This window comes from Leptolyngbya sp. FACHB-541 (assembly GCF_014695875.1).
Lineage (GTDB): Bacteria > Cyanobacteriota > Cyanobacteriia > Elainellales > Elainellaceae > JAAUTN01.
Map to the genome: position 1 here is coordinate 41,826 of NZ_JACJPC010000101.1, position 14,157 is coordinate 55,982.

At 47.7% G+C, this 14,157-nt stretch carries 13 protein-coding genes; 5 read left to right on the forward strand and 8 right to left on the reverse strand.

The features are described 5' to 3' along the window. Positions 1-43: 43 nt before the first annotated feature. Together H6G00_RS21275 and H6G00_RS21280 are read right to left on the reverse strand one after the other, a co-directional pair. A complete protein-coding gene (locus tag H6G00_RS21275) occupies positions 44-565 on the reverse strand; it encodes a vitamin K epoxide reductase family protein (protein ID WP_190798280.1) in 522 nt (173 codons plus the stop codon). Positions 566-662: 97 nt separating this feature from the next. Then, positions 663-3,413, reverse strand: coding sequence for an MFS transporter (locus tag H6G00_RS21280; RefSeq protein ID WP_190798281.1), 2,751 nt, complete (start codon positions 3,411-3,413; stop codon positions 663-665). Positions 3,414-3,851: 438 nt separating this feature from the next. Between H6G00_RS21280 and H6G00_RS21285 the strand changes: the two genes are divergently transcribed. The 3 genes from H6G00_RS21285 to H6G00_RS21295 all read left to right on the forward strand — a co-directional run bounded on the left by H6G00_RS21285 (position 3,852) and on the right by H6G00_RS21295 (position 6,496). Then, positions 3,852-4,766 carry a hypothetical protein gene (locus H6G00_RS21285; protein WP_190798282.1) on the forward strand — a complete coding sequence of 305 codons (915 nt, stop codon included), beginning with the start codon at positions 3,852-3,854 and terminating at the stop codon, positions 4,764-4,766. Positions 4,767-4,895: 129 nt separating this feature from the next. Then, entirely contained in the window at positions 4,896-5,486 is a 591-nt protein-coding gene (locus H6G00_RS21290; protein WP_190798283.1) for a fasciclin domain-containing protein, read from the forward strand. 32 nt (positions 5,487-5,518) lie between these two features. Continuing rightward, positions 5,519-6,496, forward strand: coding sequence for a threo-3-hydroxy-L-aspartate ammonia-lyase (locus H6G00_RS21295; RefSeq protein WP_190798284.1), 978 nt, complete (start codon positions 5,519-5,521; stop codon positions 6,494-6,496). Positions 6,497-6,510: 14 nt separating this feature from the next. On the opposite strand, the gene H6G00_RS21300 is transcribed toward H6G00_RS21295, so the two are convergent. Further along, positions 6,511-6,714, reverse strand: coding sequence for a DUF2949 domain-containing protein (locus tag H6G00_RS21300; RefSeq protein WP_190643849.1), 204 nt, complete (start codon positions 6,712-6,714; stop codon positions 6,511-6,513). Between the two features lie 366 nt (positions 6,715-7,080). Between H6G00_RS21300 and H6G00_RS21305 the strand changes: the two genes are divergently transcribed. Beyond that, positions 7,081-7,404 carry a hypothetical protein gene (locus H6G00_RS21305; protein WP_190798285.1) on the forward strand — a complete coding sequence of 108 codons (324 nt, stop codon included), beginning with the start codon at positions 7,081-7,083 and terminating at the stop codon, positions 7,402-7,404. Between the two features lie 82 nt (positions 7,405-7,486). After that, positions 7,487-8,956, forward strand: a complete 1,470-nt coding sequence (gene glcD / locus H6G00_RS21310; protein WP_190798286.1) for a glycolate oxidase subunit GlcD — start codon at positions 7,487-7,489, stop codon at positions 8,954-8,956. A gap of 53 nt (positions 8,957-9,009) precedes the next feature. Here glcD and H6G00_RS21315 read toward each other — a convergent pair whose 3' ends face one another. The 5 genes from H6G00_RS21315 to H6G00_RS21335 form a co-directional block, all read right to left on the reverse strand. Beyond that, a complete protein-coding gene (locus tag H6G00_RS21315; protein ID WP_190798287.1) occupies positions 9,010-9,837 on the reverse strand; it encodes an alpha/beta hydrolase in 828 nt (275 codons plus the stop codon). Between the two features lie 115 nt (positions 9,838-9,952). After that, the gene (locus tag H6G00_RS21320; protein ID WP_190798288.1) at positions 9,953-10,900 is read right to left on the reverse strand and encodes an SDR family oxidoreductase; all 948 of its coding nucleotides are present in this window, start codon (positions 10,898-10,900) and stop codon (positions 9,953-9,955) included. A 53-nt stretch (positions 10,901-10,953) separates the two neighbouring features. Beyond that, a complete protein-coding gene (locus H6G00_RS21325) occupies positions 10,954-11,802 on the reverse strand; it encodes an AraC family transcriptional regulator (protein WP_190798289.1) in 849 nt (282 codons plus the stop codon). A 376-nt stretch (positions 11,803-12,178) separates the two neighbouring features. Then, the gene (locus H6G00_RS21330; protein ID WP_190798290.1) at positions 12,179-12,718 is read right to left on the reverse strand and encodes a DUF3267 domain-containing protein; all 540 of its coding nucleotides are present in this window, start codon (positions 12,716-12,718) and stop codon (positions 12,179-12,181) included. A 713-nt stretch (positions 12,719-13,431) separates the two neighbouring features. Beyond that, positions 13,432-14,001: a hypothetical protein gene (locus H6G00_RS21335; RefSeq protein WP_190798291.1), complete on the reverse strand. Its 570-nt coding sequence runs from the start codon at positions 13,999-14,001 to the stop codon at positions 13,432-13,434. Positions 14,002-14,157 lie beyond the last annotated feature (156 nt).

A 14,157-nucleotide genomic window follows, 5' to 3' on the forward strand; every position in this document is an offset into this window, starting at 1 on the left:
ACCGCCCCTACAGAAGAATAGACAACCGTGTTTTGGTCACAAGCTATCGGGATTGCTCTATTTCGGACTGTCCCATTAAGGTCTGAACGGCGGTTGTTATCTCAGGCATCGCTAGCGCTAGGGAAGCAAAGGAGCAGAGTGTTGCAACCTGACAGTACTCACAAAAGGCTTTGTTTTCACTCCATTCTTCACGCGCCAACTCAGCCGATGCGATCGCATCAACCAGAATTTTGGCACCCATCGCGATCGGCACCAGTGGGTTTTCTTTGGCACGGTTTTCGCCACCTGTTGTGGCTAACCAGGCTGTGATGCCATAGTTAATCATCATGAGGGGTCCGTCGGGTGTGTTTAGCCGACTGTAGGCATAGTTGGAAGCATCGACGCGATCGGAATCCACAAATGGAATGGGCAGATCGGGGAGTTCTTTCAGTACACCGCTCTGATAGAGGGTGACGATTTGAGCCATTGTTCCTCCCAGCATTGAGAGTCCAACAATCCAGCGACGGCGTTCTAGATCGGGACTGGTGCCTTCGCGAAGCTCTTTACTAAGCTGTTGTGGTTCCATGATTTACTTTGCTTTGTGAGTGATAAGTTTGCTTGTGTTGGAGGAAAGGGAGATGCGTTACGCTGTCGGTAACGCATCCTACGCAGCACTTCGATGTTTAATCGATCAGGTGAAATCCGCTAGAGGCGATGACGCCTGCGATCGCCGCTGTTGCGACAGAGGTAATGGCAGTACCAAACACCCACCAGGCGGCGGCGGCCGTTGTTTTTTGGACTTCTTCTGCCTGTTCTTTTGCCTGATGTTTGAGAGCACTGATTCGCTCTTGAACTTTTGTTTGCACTTGTTCAGCCCGGCTCAGTGCGCTATCTCGTGCCGCCTCAATCTGGTCAACAATTTTATTAGCCTTTTCCTCAGAGATATCTCGTCGGGAACTGAGCAGAGCAACCAGTGTGTCGCGATCAAACTGGCTGAGGCGATCGCGCAGTGCTTCTAGTCCTGCTTCGGGGTCGTCAAACAATTTGCGAATATCGCGCTGGATTCCCTCATAGTTGAGCTCTGGCTGCTCTAGTGAGTTGAGATAATTTCGAGTACTGTCAGAAACATCACGAGATACATCCTGAACGCGATCGCGAGCACGATTGACGAGTTCACGGGGAGAACGGGCGAGCCCTCGCACTCCATTCAGGACTTGATCAATCCTTCTATCAATTTGCTCTTCACTCACTCCTTGCTGCTGGCTGAGCAGTCTCACCAATGTCTCTCGATCAAAGTGAGAAAGCCAGGTTCTTAAGGCTGAGATTCCTGCCTGTGGATCGTCCAAAAGCTGCTGTAGCTGATTCTGAAGCTGTTCTGGGTCGAGTTCTCCTATACCTGTGTTTTGCGAAACGCCGCGCAAGTAATCCGCAAGTTGATGAGTAATGTGATCAACCTGTTTTCTTGCTTGCTCAGTTAGCGCTTGTGGAGCGTGTAGAATGCCATCTCGAATGGTTTCAATCTGATCAACCAGTTGATTGACCTGTTGCGGATTCAGGTCTTGCCGCTGAGAAAGGATCTGCTCTAACGAACTGCGATTAAGCTGTCTCAGTCCGGTTCGCAGGGCTAGCAAACCACCACCAGGAGATTCCAGTAACATCTGGAATGTTTGCTGAATGGACTCAGGCGACAACTCTGCTGAATTAGTTTCTCGCAGATAGGACTCAACCTGTTGACGAAACTCACCAGCTTGCGCTTGCAACTGATTCCAGGTTTCCTGGGATTGATTTAAGAAGCGATCGCGTGCCCCTTCCAGGTCATTTAGAATCTGTTCAGTTTCGTCTGGATTCAGATCTTGCCGATTTGCTAACAACAGTTGTGTTAGCGTATCTCGGTCAAACTGAAGCAGCCGATTGCCAAGCATTTCATAAGTTACATCTGGATCTGCCAACAGTGCTGTAAAGTCCTGTTGAATCTGATCTGAATTCAGCGCTTCCTTCGGAGCAGAACTGAGATAGGTTTCAACCTGATGGCGCAATGCTTGCGATCGCTCCTGTTCTTCTGCTACCTGAACCTGATCCAAAACTTCTCGACGAATTAGTTCTAGCCCATCAGCGATGCTATTAATTTGCTCAGGATTTAGCTCTTCTCGACGATTCAACACTTCCACAAAGTAAGGGCGGTTGAGCTGAGCAAGCTGTTGATGCACCAGTTCTGCATCTGCCTCTGGATCAAACAACACTTCTCGGAAACCGCGATCGAGGCTGTCCGGCTGGAGATACCAGGTTGGAGAATGGAGCAAGTAGTGTTCCACATCTGACCGAATCACCAGGGAAGGGGTAGATTGAGTCACTTGAGCAGCTACCTGCTGAGCCTGATTACCCACCTGCTGACTAAGAGAACTCAGCGACTTTTTCAAGGCTTCAGAACTCAGACCCGAAACACCACCTCGTCCCGTCAGCATTGTTACCAACGCACTCATTCCCAGTTCTAAAGTGCGTTCCCGTAAGCCTACACCTTGCTGAGCACCTTGCTGAGTTTCAGGTTGCTCATTTCTATGAGACTGTTGCTCAGAGGTTGATTCATCACTCTGGTGTCCATTGCCGTTTTCGGCAGGTTTGAGTCCTAGAATCTGTGTCAGGCGATCGCGCAGCTTACCCGATGCCAAATCTTCTGAGCTTGCCGATTGGATTAAATCAACCAATTCTGAACTTGCACCAGATAACAAACCTGAGCCACCTAATAAACTCAATGCCTGATTGGGTGGGTTCTTCAGATTGGGCTGAGGTAGCTGTAATGTCGAGATATAGTTCTCCAAGTTTTCGCGTAGCTGATTGGAAGACAGGGTCGATCGCAACTCCTTGCTAACGGCATCGACCGAGGCTTGTACCGTATTGGTGATCTGGCTACTTGCCGCCTGACCACTCAAGGCAGTCGCCACAGTTGCCATTACACCCTGTACACCCACACTGGCAGTGTTTCCCACAGTTCCTAAGAGGGAGGCGATCGCCTGCGAACTCAACCACAGCAGCAGTAAAAAATAGACCGACCAGATCACCACTGCAACAATCGCCCCTAACCCTGCCTGATGAATGAGCGTCAGCTTCACTGCCAAAAAGCAAGCAGCAAACAGAGCTGTATTGACAATAAAAACTGTGGCGCTGCCAACCTTTGCTTCAACTTTGCGAATCTTCTTTCCCCAACTTTTCTGATCGTCGTCTGTATCCGCTGGATTGATGCCAGCAGAAATTCCAGCCGCAATAGAGAGGTTGCTGAGCAAAAATTGAAAGGCAAACGCCATGACCACGCCTGCAATCAGGGCAATGAAAAACTGTGGTCCTGAAAGAAATGTGAGCGCCGAGTACTCATCCGGAGTAACCACCTGTCCTAATGACAGGTTAACGATTAAATGAGTGATTTCAGATTGTTGAAACATAAGTTGAAACACAAGTCATTTGTCACATCAAGAACTATCGGTCGTCAACTCATAACCAATAGCCATTGACCCGCAACCAATGACCAATGACCTCTTTCATAGCTTGTTATGCTTCTCATCCTAGTCAGGCGTTTTATAGTTGAAGTCCGTCTCTAGTTCCAGGCAGGTATCCTGCCAAAGAGTGAGACTGCACTGCGCTGGAAAGTAGTGGTGAGCACAACCCGATATTGATATGCGACCTAGCGGTGGGTTGCCCTCTAATGCAATCGGAATCGCTTTCTGGCAAGCTCAAATAACCAAGAGCGGCAGATATTGAATTAATATTATGTCTGATCAGCCTACAGATTTTACCCTTCGCACGGAAGTCCCTGATATTGCCCAGCCCTAGTTTTTGGAATTGGTATTATGGCTGAAGTCAGGAGAGTTATCATTACCGCTATGTCAGAGAAAAGCGTCAGCGTTTACCAACCGCCTCTTACCGATTTGCTTAGCTATGGGGGACTCGAACCAGCCAATCAGCCTTGGTTCGATTATGTGACAGACCTTGGATTAACTGAAACCCACATTGCCGAACTGATTCGGATGATGATAGATGATGAACTTTGGGAGAGCGACTTTGAGGGTTTCGAGTCTTGGGGTGTTGCTCATGCTTGGCGGGCATTGGCGCAGCTTAAGGCAGTAGAGGCGATCGCCCCTTTTCTATCTTTATTAGAGAAATATGAGGATGACGATTGGCTACACGCTGATGCACCCAAAGTATTTGAACTCATGGGTGAAGCGGCATTACCTAAGTTGACGGAATCTTTAGCCGATGCTTCATATCAGGAGTGGACTCGCTTTGCGATCGCCGAAGGGATCGGGCATATTGCGGAACATTATCCCGAATGCCGGGAGAACTGTATTGATGTGTTGGTTAAACAACTCGAACAGTATGCTGATAACGGGCAATCCTTGAACGGTATGCTGGTGTCGGCATTGATCAAGTTAAAGGCAGTAGAGGCAGCTCCTTTGATGGAGCAGGTTTACGCAGACAAAAAGATTGATGATATGGTGGCAGGCACTTGGGCAAGAGTTCAGGTTGATTTGGGGTTGAAGTCAAAAGCAGATTTCTCAGAAGAAGACTTTCGCCCTCAATTTGTCAAAAATATCCATGCGGCTGCCTTGATTCGGAATCCTGAATATGACTCCTATGAGGATTCAGGTCCATTGAGAGCCCCTGCAAATTGGGGAGTTTCATCAGAAGCACCTGCTAAATTCGGTGAGGGATTTTTAGAAGTGCCAAAACTAAGCGCTAAACCAGTTCAGGGATTTGGGCAGGCAAAATCTAACAAAAAAGGTAAAAAGAAAAAGTAGCTTATTCGGTTATGAATACGGCTGATTTTTTATTTCAACAGATTGCTATAGCCCCAATTGGAGGAGGTCTAGCGACAGAAATATCTGATTGAATGAGGCAGGTTTTGCAACTTCAACAGAGGGAATGTGATGAAAGCCAACAATCGCAGGTTTTGTCTGGGTGCGATCGGTCTAGTTGGGTTTGCCGGAATAAGTGTAGCGCTGGTGACCCCAGCGATCGCCCATTCTCCCCAACACAATCGCTATTCTGAGATTACACCTCAGTCCGAAATACTAGTGGCTCAGTCCAACAATGATATCGTTGATGTAGCTACAGCTAGCGATTCCTTCAACACCTTAATAGGATTGCTGACAGAACTGGGCATGGCAGAAGATCTGAGAGGCTACGGACGATTCACTGTATTTGCGCCCACCAATGCTGCCTTTGAGGCAATTCCTAATGACGTTTTGCAAGCATTGGCAGGCGATCGCGAACTGTTGGCACAGGTTTTGGCTTATCACGTTGTAGCGGAAAGAGAGCCTTATTCTGTAGATGACTTCTCTGGCTCACAGTCACTCAGAACGTTGGAACGCAGCGAGATCACCGTCAGCAGAAGAGGACGCAGCCTTTCAGTGAACGGCATTGATGTCATTGAGGCAGATATTGAAGCTTCCAATGGAGTCATTCATGTCATCGATCAGGTATTGATTCCTGAAAGTGTGTTGTCACAAATTCGATAAACCGACCACTCATTTTGAGGATTGGGATTGAGATGCCAGATATCAGTGAAGTTTCTTACGCCAATATCGAAAAAGCTGCCAGTTGTTTGCAGGGCACAGCCAATAAAACTCCCGTGCTAACCTCTAGAACAGTTAACCAACTTACCGGAAATCAAGTTTTCTTTAAGTGCGAAAACTTCCAGCGGACGGGTTCTTTCAAGTTTCGGGGAGCCTACACTGCTCTGTCACAACTTCCCGCAGAGCAACAGCAGCGAGGGGTTCTAGCCTACTCATCTGGCAATCATGCTCAAGCGATCGCCCTCTCTGGCAAACTTCTGGGAATTCCCACAACTATCGTGATGCCTCAGGATGCTCCTGCCGTGAAGCAAGCTGCTACTCGTGACTATGGCGCAGAAGTGATTCTCTACGACCGACATGAAACAACCCGAGAGGCGCTGTCTCAGCAAATAGCAAGCGCTCGCCAACTCACCATCATCCCTCCCTTTGACCATCCTCATGTTGTTGCTGGACAGGGCACTGCCACCAAAGAATTGCTTGAAACCGTTAGCGATTTGGATCTGCTACTGGTCTGCTGTGGAGGCGGTGGCTTGCTGTCGGGGTCGGCGATCGCGGCTCATACCCTCTCCCCTAACTGTCGAGTGATTGGGGTTGAACCAGCCTTGGGCGACGATGCCGTCCGTTCCTTTCACAGCAAAACCTTGCAAACTGTTCACAACCCCGCCACGATCGCGGACGGAGCAAGAACTCCTTCCCTCGGCAAAATTACCTTTCCGCTAGTGATGCGCTACGTTCACGATATCGTTTCTGTGCCTGACGAAGCGCTCCTACGAACTATGTTTTTCCTTTGGGAACGGCTCAAAATCGTCGTCGAACCCACCGGAGCCTTAGCCGCCACTGCTCTGTTAGAAGGCATTGTCAAAGCAAAAGATTCTCGCATTGGCGTAATTATCAGCGGTGGCAATGTCGATCTTCAGCAGATTAGCGAATTGCAGCGGCTTTCAAAAGGATGAGTGCCCCTGACTCCCTACACCGTCGTCGACGCTGTCTCTAGCCAATCAAAAATTTTGTCGAGCTGTTCTAGCGTCACTAGCCCATATTGCCACAGCACCATTGGCAACAGGTTAGGGATTTCCTCGTCGTGGCGCAGCGCGATCGCAATTCCATTCGCAGGAATTGCCAACTCTTCCTGGAGGAACTGAATCAATCGGTTTCGCAACGTCGGTTTCATCGATTTAGCTCGACTCCCTGAGTCGGAGTGCAGGATGTTATCAGATTAAATGGGGTAAGGGCGATCGCACCTCCCTCCTCCGTCTCATCTGATCGGGTGATTGAGCAGAATTTCTAAACCTTTTTGCCCCTCAACCATTCCCAGAGCTTAGTCCGCAGGTGTGAAAACAATGTGACAGCTCTGAGGCAAATCTGCTGTTTCTCCTACTGCAATATGGCTTTGCGGCGACAGTGTGTGTCTTTCAAGTGTCATCGCTTAAGGGACACTTGAACAAAGTGTCACGCGATCGCCATTCTCCCCGTAGCAGGGTTCTATATTAGTAACTGTGAGGAGTGAACTGAATGACGAAGCCCCTGGAGTCGAAACATGGCAAGACGTCCGGGGGCTTTTTCAATGGAGAGCGATCGCGTGAATGTCCGAAACTTGCTGTTGCTTCTGCTTCTGGTCGTTCCTGGAATTGCCAGCTTTGGTCTGGGGGCTTGGTGGGGCGTTAACGATTTTATAGCTTTGACGGAAGCAAACCAGCAGTTCGATCGGCTGGTTCGTCAATCAGCTACTCAGGAAGAATTGTTTATCGCAGCGCATCGAGAAAACACTCATCGAATCAATGTCGGGTTTGACGGCACCTGGATGCTGTTAGGCGGCATTTGGGCTGGAATTGGTATCGCTGCGATGGGGCGATCGCGTTAAACGATATGAATTAGGCGCAAATGTAAGCCTACAATCTGAATAGGGACCTGAAAAGCTGTCAGATCCTCTAGAGGTGTAGGTCATGGTTACTCAAGTCACGTCCCAAGATTGGCGACTGATCATTAAAGCCTTTGAGCAGGCGATCGGTAAAAGCGGCGTAATTCAGAAGCGTGAAGAACTGCTGGTCTACGAATGTGACGGGCTAACCAGCTATCGCCAGCGCCCTGCCGTGGTCGTCCTGCCTCGCACCACCGAGCAAGTCGCCGCCGCCGTAAAAATTTGCACTCAGTACAACGTTCCCTTCATTGCGCGAGGTGCTGGCACAGGGCTATCAGGTGGTGCTCTGCCCATCGAAAACTGCGTCCTCATCGTCACCGCCCTGATGCGCCAAATTCTCGACATCGACCTGGAAAACCAGCGCGTTGTCGTTCAACCCGGTGTGATCAACAACTGGGTGACGCAGGCAGTTAGCGGCTCCGGCTTTTACTATGCGCCTGACCCTTCTAGCCAGATCGTTTGCTCAATCGGCGGCAACGTCGCTGAAAATTCTGGTGGCGTTCACTGCCTCAAATATGGCGTTACGACCAACCATGTACTGGGACTCAAAGTTGTCCTGCCTGACGGCTCCATCATCGATACGGGCAGCAAAATTCCTGAAATGCCAGGGTATGACCTGACAGGACTATTCGTTGGCTCCGAAGGCACACTGGGCATCGCCACCGAAATCACCCTGAGAATTCTCAAAGCACCCGAAGCCATTCACGTCTTGCTAGCAGACTTCACCAGTGTCGAAGCTGCCGGACAAGCCGTTTCGGACATCATCAGTGCTGGAATCATTCCCGCTGGCATGGAGATGATGGACAACTTCAGCATTAATGCGGTAGAAGATGTCGTCGCCACAAACTGCTATCCCCGCGATGCCGAAGCAATTCTGCTAATCGAAATCGATGGGTTAGAGGTAGAAGTTGCCGCAAATAGTGAACGCGTCGAAGCCATCTGCCGCCACAACGGAGCCCGCAGCATTCGCACTGCCACTGACCCAGCGGAACGCTTAACGCTCTGGAAAGGGCGCAAAGCCGCTTTCGCTGCGATGGGTAAAATCAGCCCTGATTATTACGTTCAGGATGGCGTAATTCCGCGTACCAAATTGCAGTATGTGCTAAAGCAAATTGAAGAGTTGAGTGAGAAACATGGGTACAAAGTGGCAAACGTGTTTCACGCAGGTGACGGCAATTTGCATCCACTGATTCTTTATAACAACTCGATTCCCGGTCAGCTAGAAACCGTGGAGGAACTGGGTGGTGACATTCTCAAACTTTGCGTAGAAGTTGGTGGCAGCATCTCTGGAGAACACGGCATCGGAGCCGACAAGCGCTGCTATATGCCCAATATGTTTAGTGAGACCGATCTAGAAACCATGCAGTGGGTACGTCAAGTGTTCAACCCGCAAGGTCTGGCAAACCCTGAGAAAATCTTCCCCACTCCTCGCACCTGCGGCGAAGCGGCAAGAACACAGGCGCAAGGGCAGTTCCCAGATGTAGAAAGATTCTAGTTAAGGGGTCTCTCCTACACTGCTGTAACACAATCTATGTTGGCTGAGAATTTTCACATAGGGCTAGTTGCGATCGCCTCTTTACGCTCAACTTGACGAACAAAATCAAGCACAATCGATGTAAATTTTTCGGGATACCAAAGTCCCCATTCATGAAAACCTTCTTCTACAACAGTGAGGCTGGCATCTGGAATCGTTGCAGCCATCTCTCGGGCTACATCAAGTGGTGTAGTTAAGTCTTTCTCCGACCACAACAACAGACAAGGCGCTTGAACTTTCGGCAACAGATGTTTGAGATCTCCGTGTAATGAAAGGAGTAATGCTTGAATTACGTTGCCCGTATTGAACAAAAGATTGTGTGAAAAGACTTGAGGAATATCAAATAGTTTCAATTCCAGCTTTGGCAAAAGGAACTGAGCGGTCATTTCAAAAGCTCTGCGCGGTATGATTTCTAGGATAGATACAGAGGGAACACCTGTGCTATCCACAAGAACCAAACTTTTTACTCGATTGGGAATAAGAGTAGATAAAGTAATTGAAATTCCTCCTCCAAGTGAGTGTCCTACTAAATGCACTTGTTGAAGATTTAGGGCGTCAAGAAACGAAAGCAGCAATTGAGCGTAGCTGTCATAATCTGGAATAAGCTTTGAATAGGATGAGCGGGCAAAACTAGGCAGGTCAGGAGCTATCACGGCGTGTTGCTGCGCCAGCAGTTGTAGAATTTCGTGATAAGGCTCAGCGGAGATTCCCCAACCGTGCAAAAACACGATGGGTGTTGAATTCGACTTTAACCCACCTTGTGTATAGGAAATTCTGCAATCATTCAAATCAATGTGATGATTGCTCAGTAGAGATTGTGACGTTGAAGCCTGGTTGAACATGTGCCGATCATTACTTGCCAACTTCAAAATCTTAACAAGTGTTAATACTTGTGGAGACTTTCTAAAGAGATATAAGCGTTGCTGCTGATAGTAATTTTGAATTAGGGCGATCGCACTAATTCAAGAATCCACCCGTTACATCAACCAGTGAGCCATGAAATGCAGTTGCGTCATCAGATGCTAAAAACATGACAGCCCGTGCCATTTCTTCTACGGTATTGGTGCGTCCGATTGGAATCGCGTTTGATCCTTCCTCAAAGGAAATACCACGCTGTTCTCTTGCAAAGCGCAACATTGGTGTATCTACGCCTCCAGGAGAAATGGAGCTAATCCGAATGTTGTCTCTGGCATATTCTAAGGCTGCTACTTTTGTGAGTCCCAGCAAAGCATGTTTGCTCACACTGTAAGGTCCAATTTCTGTGAACCCCTTGTGACCTGAAACCGAAGCAGTGTTAACGATACAGCCACCGCCCTGCCTTAGCATGTAAGGAATTTCGTATTTGAGTGAGTAGAATACCCCAACCGCATTTGTATTCAGCGTATCTAAGAAATCTGCGGTTGACTGTTCATGCAGCCTAACGAGTTCTGGATTCACAATGCCTGCGTTATTAAATGCAATATCCAAACGGTCGTAGGTTTGGACACAGCTATCAACGAAGGCTTTAACTTCTTCCTCGCGTCTCACGTCAGCCCGCATGTAAGTTGCCTCGCCGCCGAATTCCCTGATGCGAGCTTCGACCTGAGTTCCTAGATTCTCACGCCGACCACAAAAGAAGACTTTGGCACCTTCTTTAGCAAAGGCATAGGCGGTTCCTTCACCGATTCCTGATGTAGCTCCCGTAATTAACACAACCTTGCCTGCAAACCTGCCGTTAGGGTTGGTAGCTGATGCAGGTTCAGGTGGGGTTTGTGTGTTTGCCTGAGCTTTTCCGCTCACCACTGCTGTTGTCAGCCCAGCAATGGCAGCACCACCGACTACTATCTGTCGCCGAGTCAATCCTTCTGTAGATTTTGGGTGGCGATCGCCTGCATTAATATCAGAATTCACAAACTGGTTTGACATTTTTACAAGATATCCAAGCTTTTCTAAACTTTCCCTTTCGCAGGATACTCAATCTAATCAGTCCTGTCTTGTAGATTTTTGCGATCTTGTAAACGATATTGCCCTGGTGTGGTTTGAACGAAACGCTTAAAGTGATGGGTCAGGTGGCTCTGATCGACAAACCCTGTATCGGTCGCAACTTGCTGAAGTGAAATTCCTTGGGAAATCAGAATCTTGGCACGGTTGATCCGAATTTGAGACTGATATTGTTTTAGAGAGATACCAACCTCAGCCTTAAATACGCGACTGAGGTAATACGAACTTAAACCTGCAATTTCTGCTAAACGATTGAGGGTGACATCTTCCCCATAGTGGTTTTGTAGATATTCGCGCACTCGCTGGGTAGCTTTCCGTTCGCTGCCGGTCAGTCTTAACTCCACTGCAGCATTAGTATGATTGACAACTAATTGCGCTATCAACGATTGCAGCAACGAATCCTGTTCTAATCTTGAAGTCAGCCCTTGTGTCGCTTTATGAAACTCTAAATAGTGCTGTGCAAGCTCGACATTCAGAATAATGGGCTCTGCGAAAAAGGGGGTGTTTATTTCCTTTTCTGCCACATCTGAAGCGATCGACGTGGCAGCATTAGAGCTGATGTACAACATTCGAAATGTAGCAGCAGTCTGACGATCTTCGATGTCACGCCCTGTGTGCATTTCTCCTGGATGGATCACGCTAAGACTATTGGTAGGCACCCAATAGTGAGTGCCTCGATAGTAATATTCGCCAGGACAGTCAAGACTCAAGCAAAACTGGTATTCGTCGTGACAGTGTTCCGGCAGCCACTCTGGAGGACACGGAGCATAGCGATAAAACTCCAGAAGAATATCTTCAAACAACCACCCTTTAATCGTATGTTGCATTGAATTATGCGATCGCTCCTACATATCCTGGAAGGACTCTGTCTTTGAATACTGACAACTGAGCTTGCTGTGATTGTCCCATAGCCAATTTGGCAAGCTACTTATTATTTAGACAGAAACTTCCTGTATAACACGCCTGTTTAGGTGGTTGGGTAGACAATCAAGATTCAAATTAGGGTCGTGTTCGTTGCGGATAAGCAAACGCACCAGCCCATCATGCTTGAATATTCAACGATTATTCTGGTTGTGACTACACATAATTAAAGGTGCGTCATGACGCACCCTACAAGATAGCGATCGCACTGTTCCGGTTTAGCGATTTGTTAGCTTATATGAACTACTATTGGTCATTTGGATTAATAACATAACAGCCAATTCACGTTGGATGGTCCTCAACAAGCATCCCAGCTTCTACTTTTCTTAATAGCCATAATATTAAAATATCTCCACCTGCTACCAGCGTAAAAAATAAGCCAAAGGTCAGGAACAAACTATTACTTGTCAATATTCCCAAAAATGCAGGTAATAGACCTAAGAGTACTCCCGGCATAGCTACTCCTAGCTTATAAGCTCCTACGTCCATCGGCTCTTTACAATGAGCGTATAGCATGAGTGCTTTCCAGTTGACACCATACTTGATTGCACTTGAAGGCTTATTTCCCAAAAACCTCCAAGTCAATCCGTGTATCAATTCATGTACGATAAGCCCTGCAAAATAACTCATAAGGCAAAGAATAGGATGCCTAGAGAGGTCACTAATTCCAATGAGAAAATGCTGCCATCCCCACCTATAAATATAGATTGCAAACAGCACTACTACAAACGGCAAAGCAGAAATTAGGACATAACGGTTACCCTGGCTCATTGAAACTGACATATCTTTTTTTATATCTTTCTTGTTGCTAAATGTCGACAAGTAACTTTGCAATTACGTCTCAATTCGAAACTTAAGCTGGCTAACGTCTGGTCGGGGTAGATTTCTAGGGTGTGATTCATAGCCACGGCGAAACTACGCCCCGTGTCAGAAAACCCGTACGCCCGAATCTCGTAGTCCTCCGCCACCTTAACGCACCCCGCTGAATGAGACTCAATGTACACCGATTGATGCGGAGGCGAAAGGACAACGCCGGTAATCGGCCAATCTGGTGCGACCAACTCTAAGCTCCATCTGGCGGACGTGCAGCGCGGTAGCCCGCCGCCATGTAGCCCGGACAAACGCACGAGTTGCCTCTCGATAGCACCGATGCCGTAGGCTACTAAGCGGACATCATCATACCAAGCAACGTCGCTGGCAGGCTCGGCGTAATCCCTATCCGTTCGCTCACCGCTCAGGCAGTCGAACAGACCTCTACATTGAGAAGAAACCACAAGCAGCCAGTCCGAGCCTTCAGCGTACCCAACCTCTGTGAGTCCATTAACGGCATGAGTGGATACACGCTCCCAAGGTTAGGAGGGGGCTGCACCTTGAGAGCGCGTAACCTGCCATTTAACTTGCGAGTATGGTCGTTCATAAATGGAAAGCCGCTTAATGTTCCCGTTCACCCGCCGCTAGTAACTTTTTGGCACAACCATAACCTTGATAAAGTCGGCGTGCAACAGGATGTTAGCCCTCTGCTCAGAGCATAAACCTCAGCTTAACTCCTTGTAGTTTGACTGTATCAAGCGGTAGTAAGTTTGGGTTAGTTTAAGCCAAGCATATATAGAGAAACCTGAAAGTAAGCCTCCCCCTACTAAAATAATCAGTGTATATATCAATTTCTGCCCAATGCTGAGAAATTGAAGTTGTATCCAGATAAATATAGTCGCGAATATAGCGATGAGAGCAAAATTGAGAGATGAAGCTCTGACAATTCTTATTCTTGAGCGTGTGTACTCAAATTGATTGTTTAAATACTCATTTTCCTTACCCAACGCAAATCTTCTGATAGAAGGACGAGCTATATCTGGAAGTATCTGCTTACCAATTTGTTTATTCCACTTATTAAAAATAGTGTCCGCAAGTCTATCAATAATTATGCCAATGGCATAAGCAAAGGAAAGTACGAACACTGTGAGCAAAGCAGACCAATCACCAAGGTTTTGTAGCTGTTGAGTCTGTAACCAACCATATCCTGAAATACTTAGAACTAGCAAAAAGACCCAGGTGCTACCCTGTAGACCCGTAATCAGCAGTTCGATGAATAGCAATGTCGTGTTCATGACACTTGGACTTTACGAAATGAACATTGTCTAAGTTGATGCTGGGCGTTGCACAATGGATGAATGATCATCTCAAAGCAGGCACTTGTCGATGCTTCAAGTAGTAAATCAACAAGCGAATCGATGCCTGAAGCATCTCAATTGACTTGGAATAGC

Bases quoted from the DNA above. Each gene is read 5' to 3' on its own strand.
- H6G00_RS21335 (WP_190798291.1), bottom strand. From the start codon at position 14,001: ATGAACACGACATTGCTATTCATCGAACTGCTGATTACGGGTCTACAG.
- glcD (WP_190798286.1), top strand. From the start codon at position 7,487: ATGGTTACTCAAGTCACGTCCCAAGATTGGCGACTGATCATTAAAGCC.
- H6G00_RS21315 (WP_190798287.1), bottom strand. From the start codon at position 9,837: ATGTTCAACCAGGCTTCAACGTCACAATCTCTACTGAGCAATCATCAC.
- H6G00_RS21325 (WP_190798289.1), bottom strand. From the start codon at position 11,802: ATGCAACATACGATTAAAGGGTGGTTGTTTGAAGATATTCTTCTGGAG.
- H6G00_RS21320 (WP_190798288.1), bottom strand. From the start codon at position 10,900: ATGTCAAACCAGTTTGTGAATTCTGATATTAATGCAGGCGATCGCCAC.
- H6G00_RS21280 (WP_190798281.1), bottom strand. From the start codon at position 3,413: ATGTTTCAACAATCTGAAATCACTCATTTAATCGTTAACCTGTCATTA.
- H6G00_RS21305 (WP_190798285.1), top strand. From the start codon at position 7,081: ATGGCAAGACGTCCGGGGGCTTTTTCAATGGAGAGCGATCGCGTGAAT.
- H6G00_RS21295 (WP_190798284.1), top strand. From the start codon at position 5,519: ATGCCAGATATCAGTGAAGTTTCTTACGCCAATATCGAAAAAGCTGCC.
- H6G00_RS21285 (WP_190798282.1), top strand. From the start codon at position 3,852: ATGTCAGAGAAAAGCGTCAGCGTTTACCAACCGCCTCTTACCGATTTG.
- H6G00_RS21290 (WP_190798283.1), top strand. From the start codon at position 4,896: ATGAAAGCCAACAATCGCAGGTTTTGTCTGGGTGCGATCGGTCTAGTT.
- H6G00_RS21275 (WP_190798280.1), bottom strand. From the start codon at position 565: ATGGAACCACAACAGCTTAGTAAAGAGCTTCGCGAAGGCACCAGTCCC.
- H6G00_RS21300 (WP_190643849.1), bottom strand. From the start codon at position 6,714: ATGAAACCGACGTTGCGAAACCGATTGATTCAGTTCCTCCAGGAAGAG.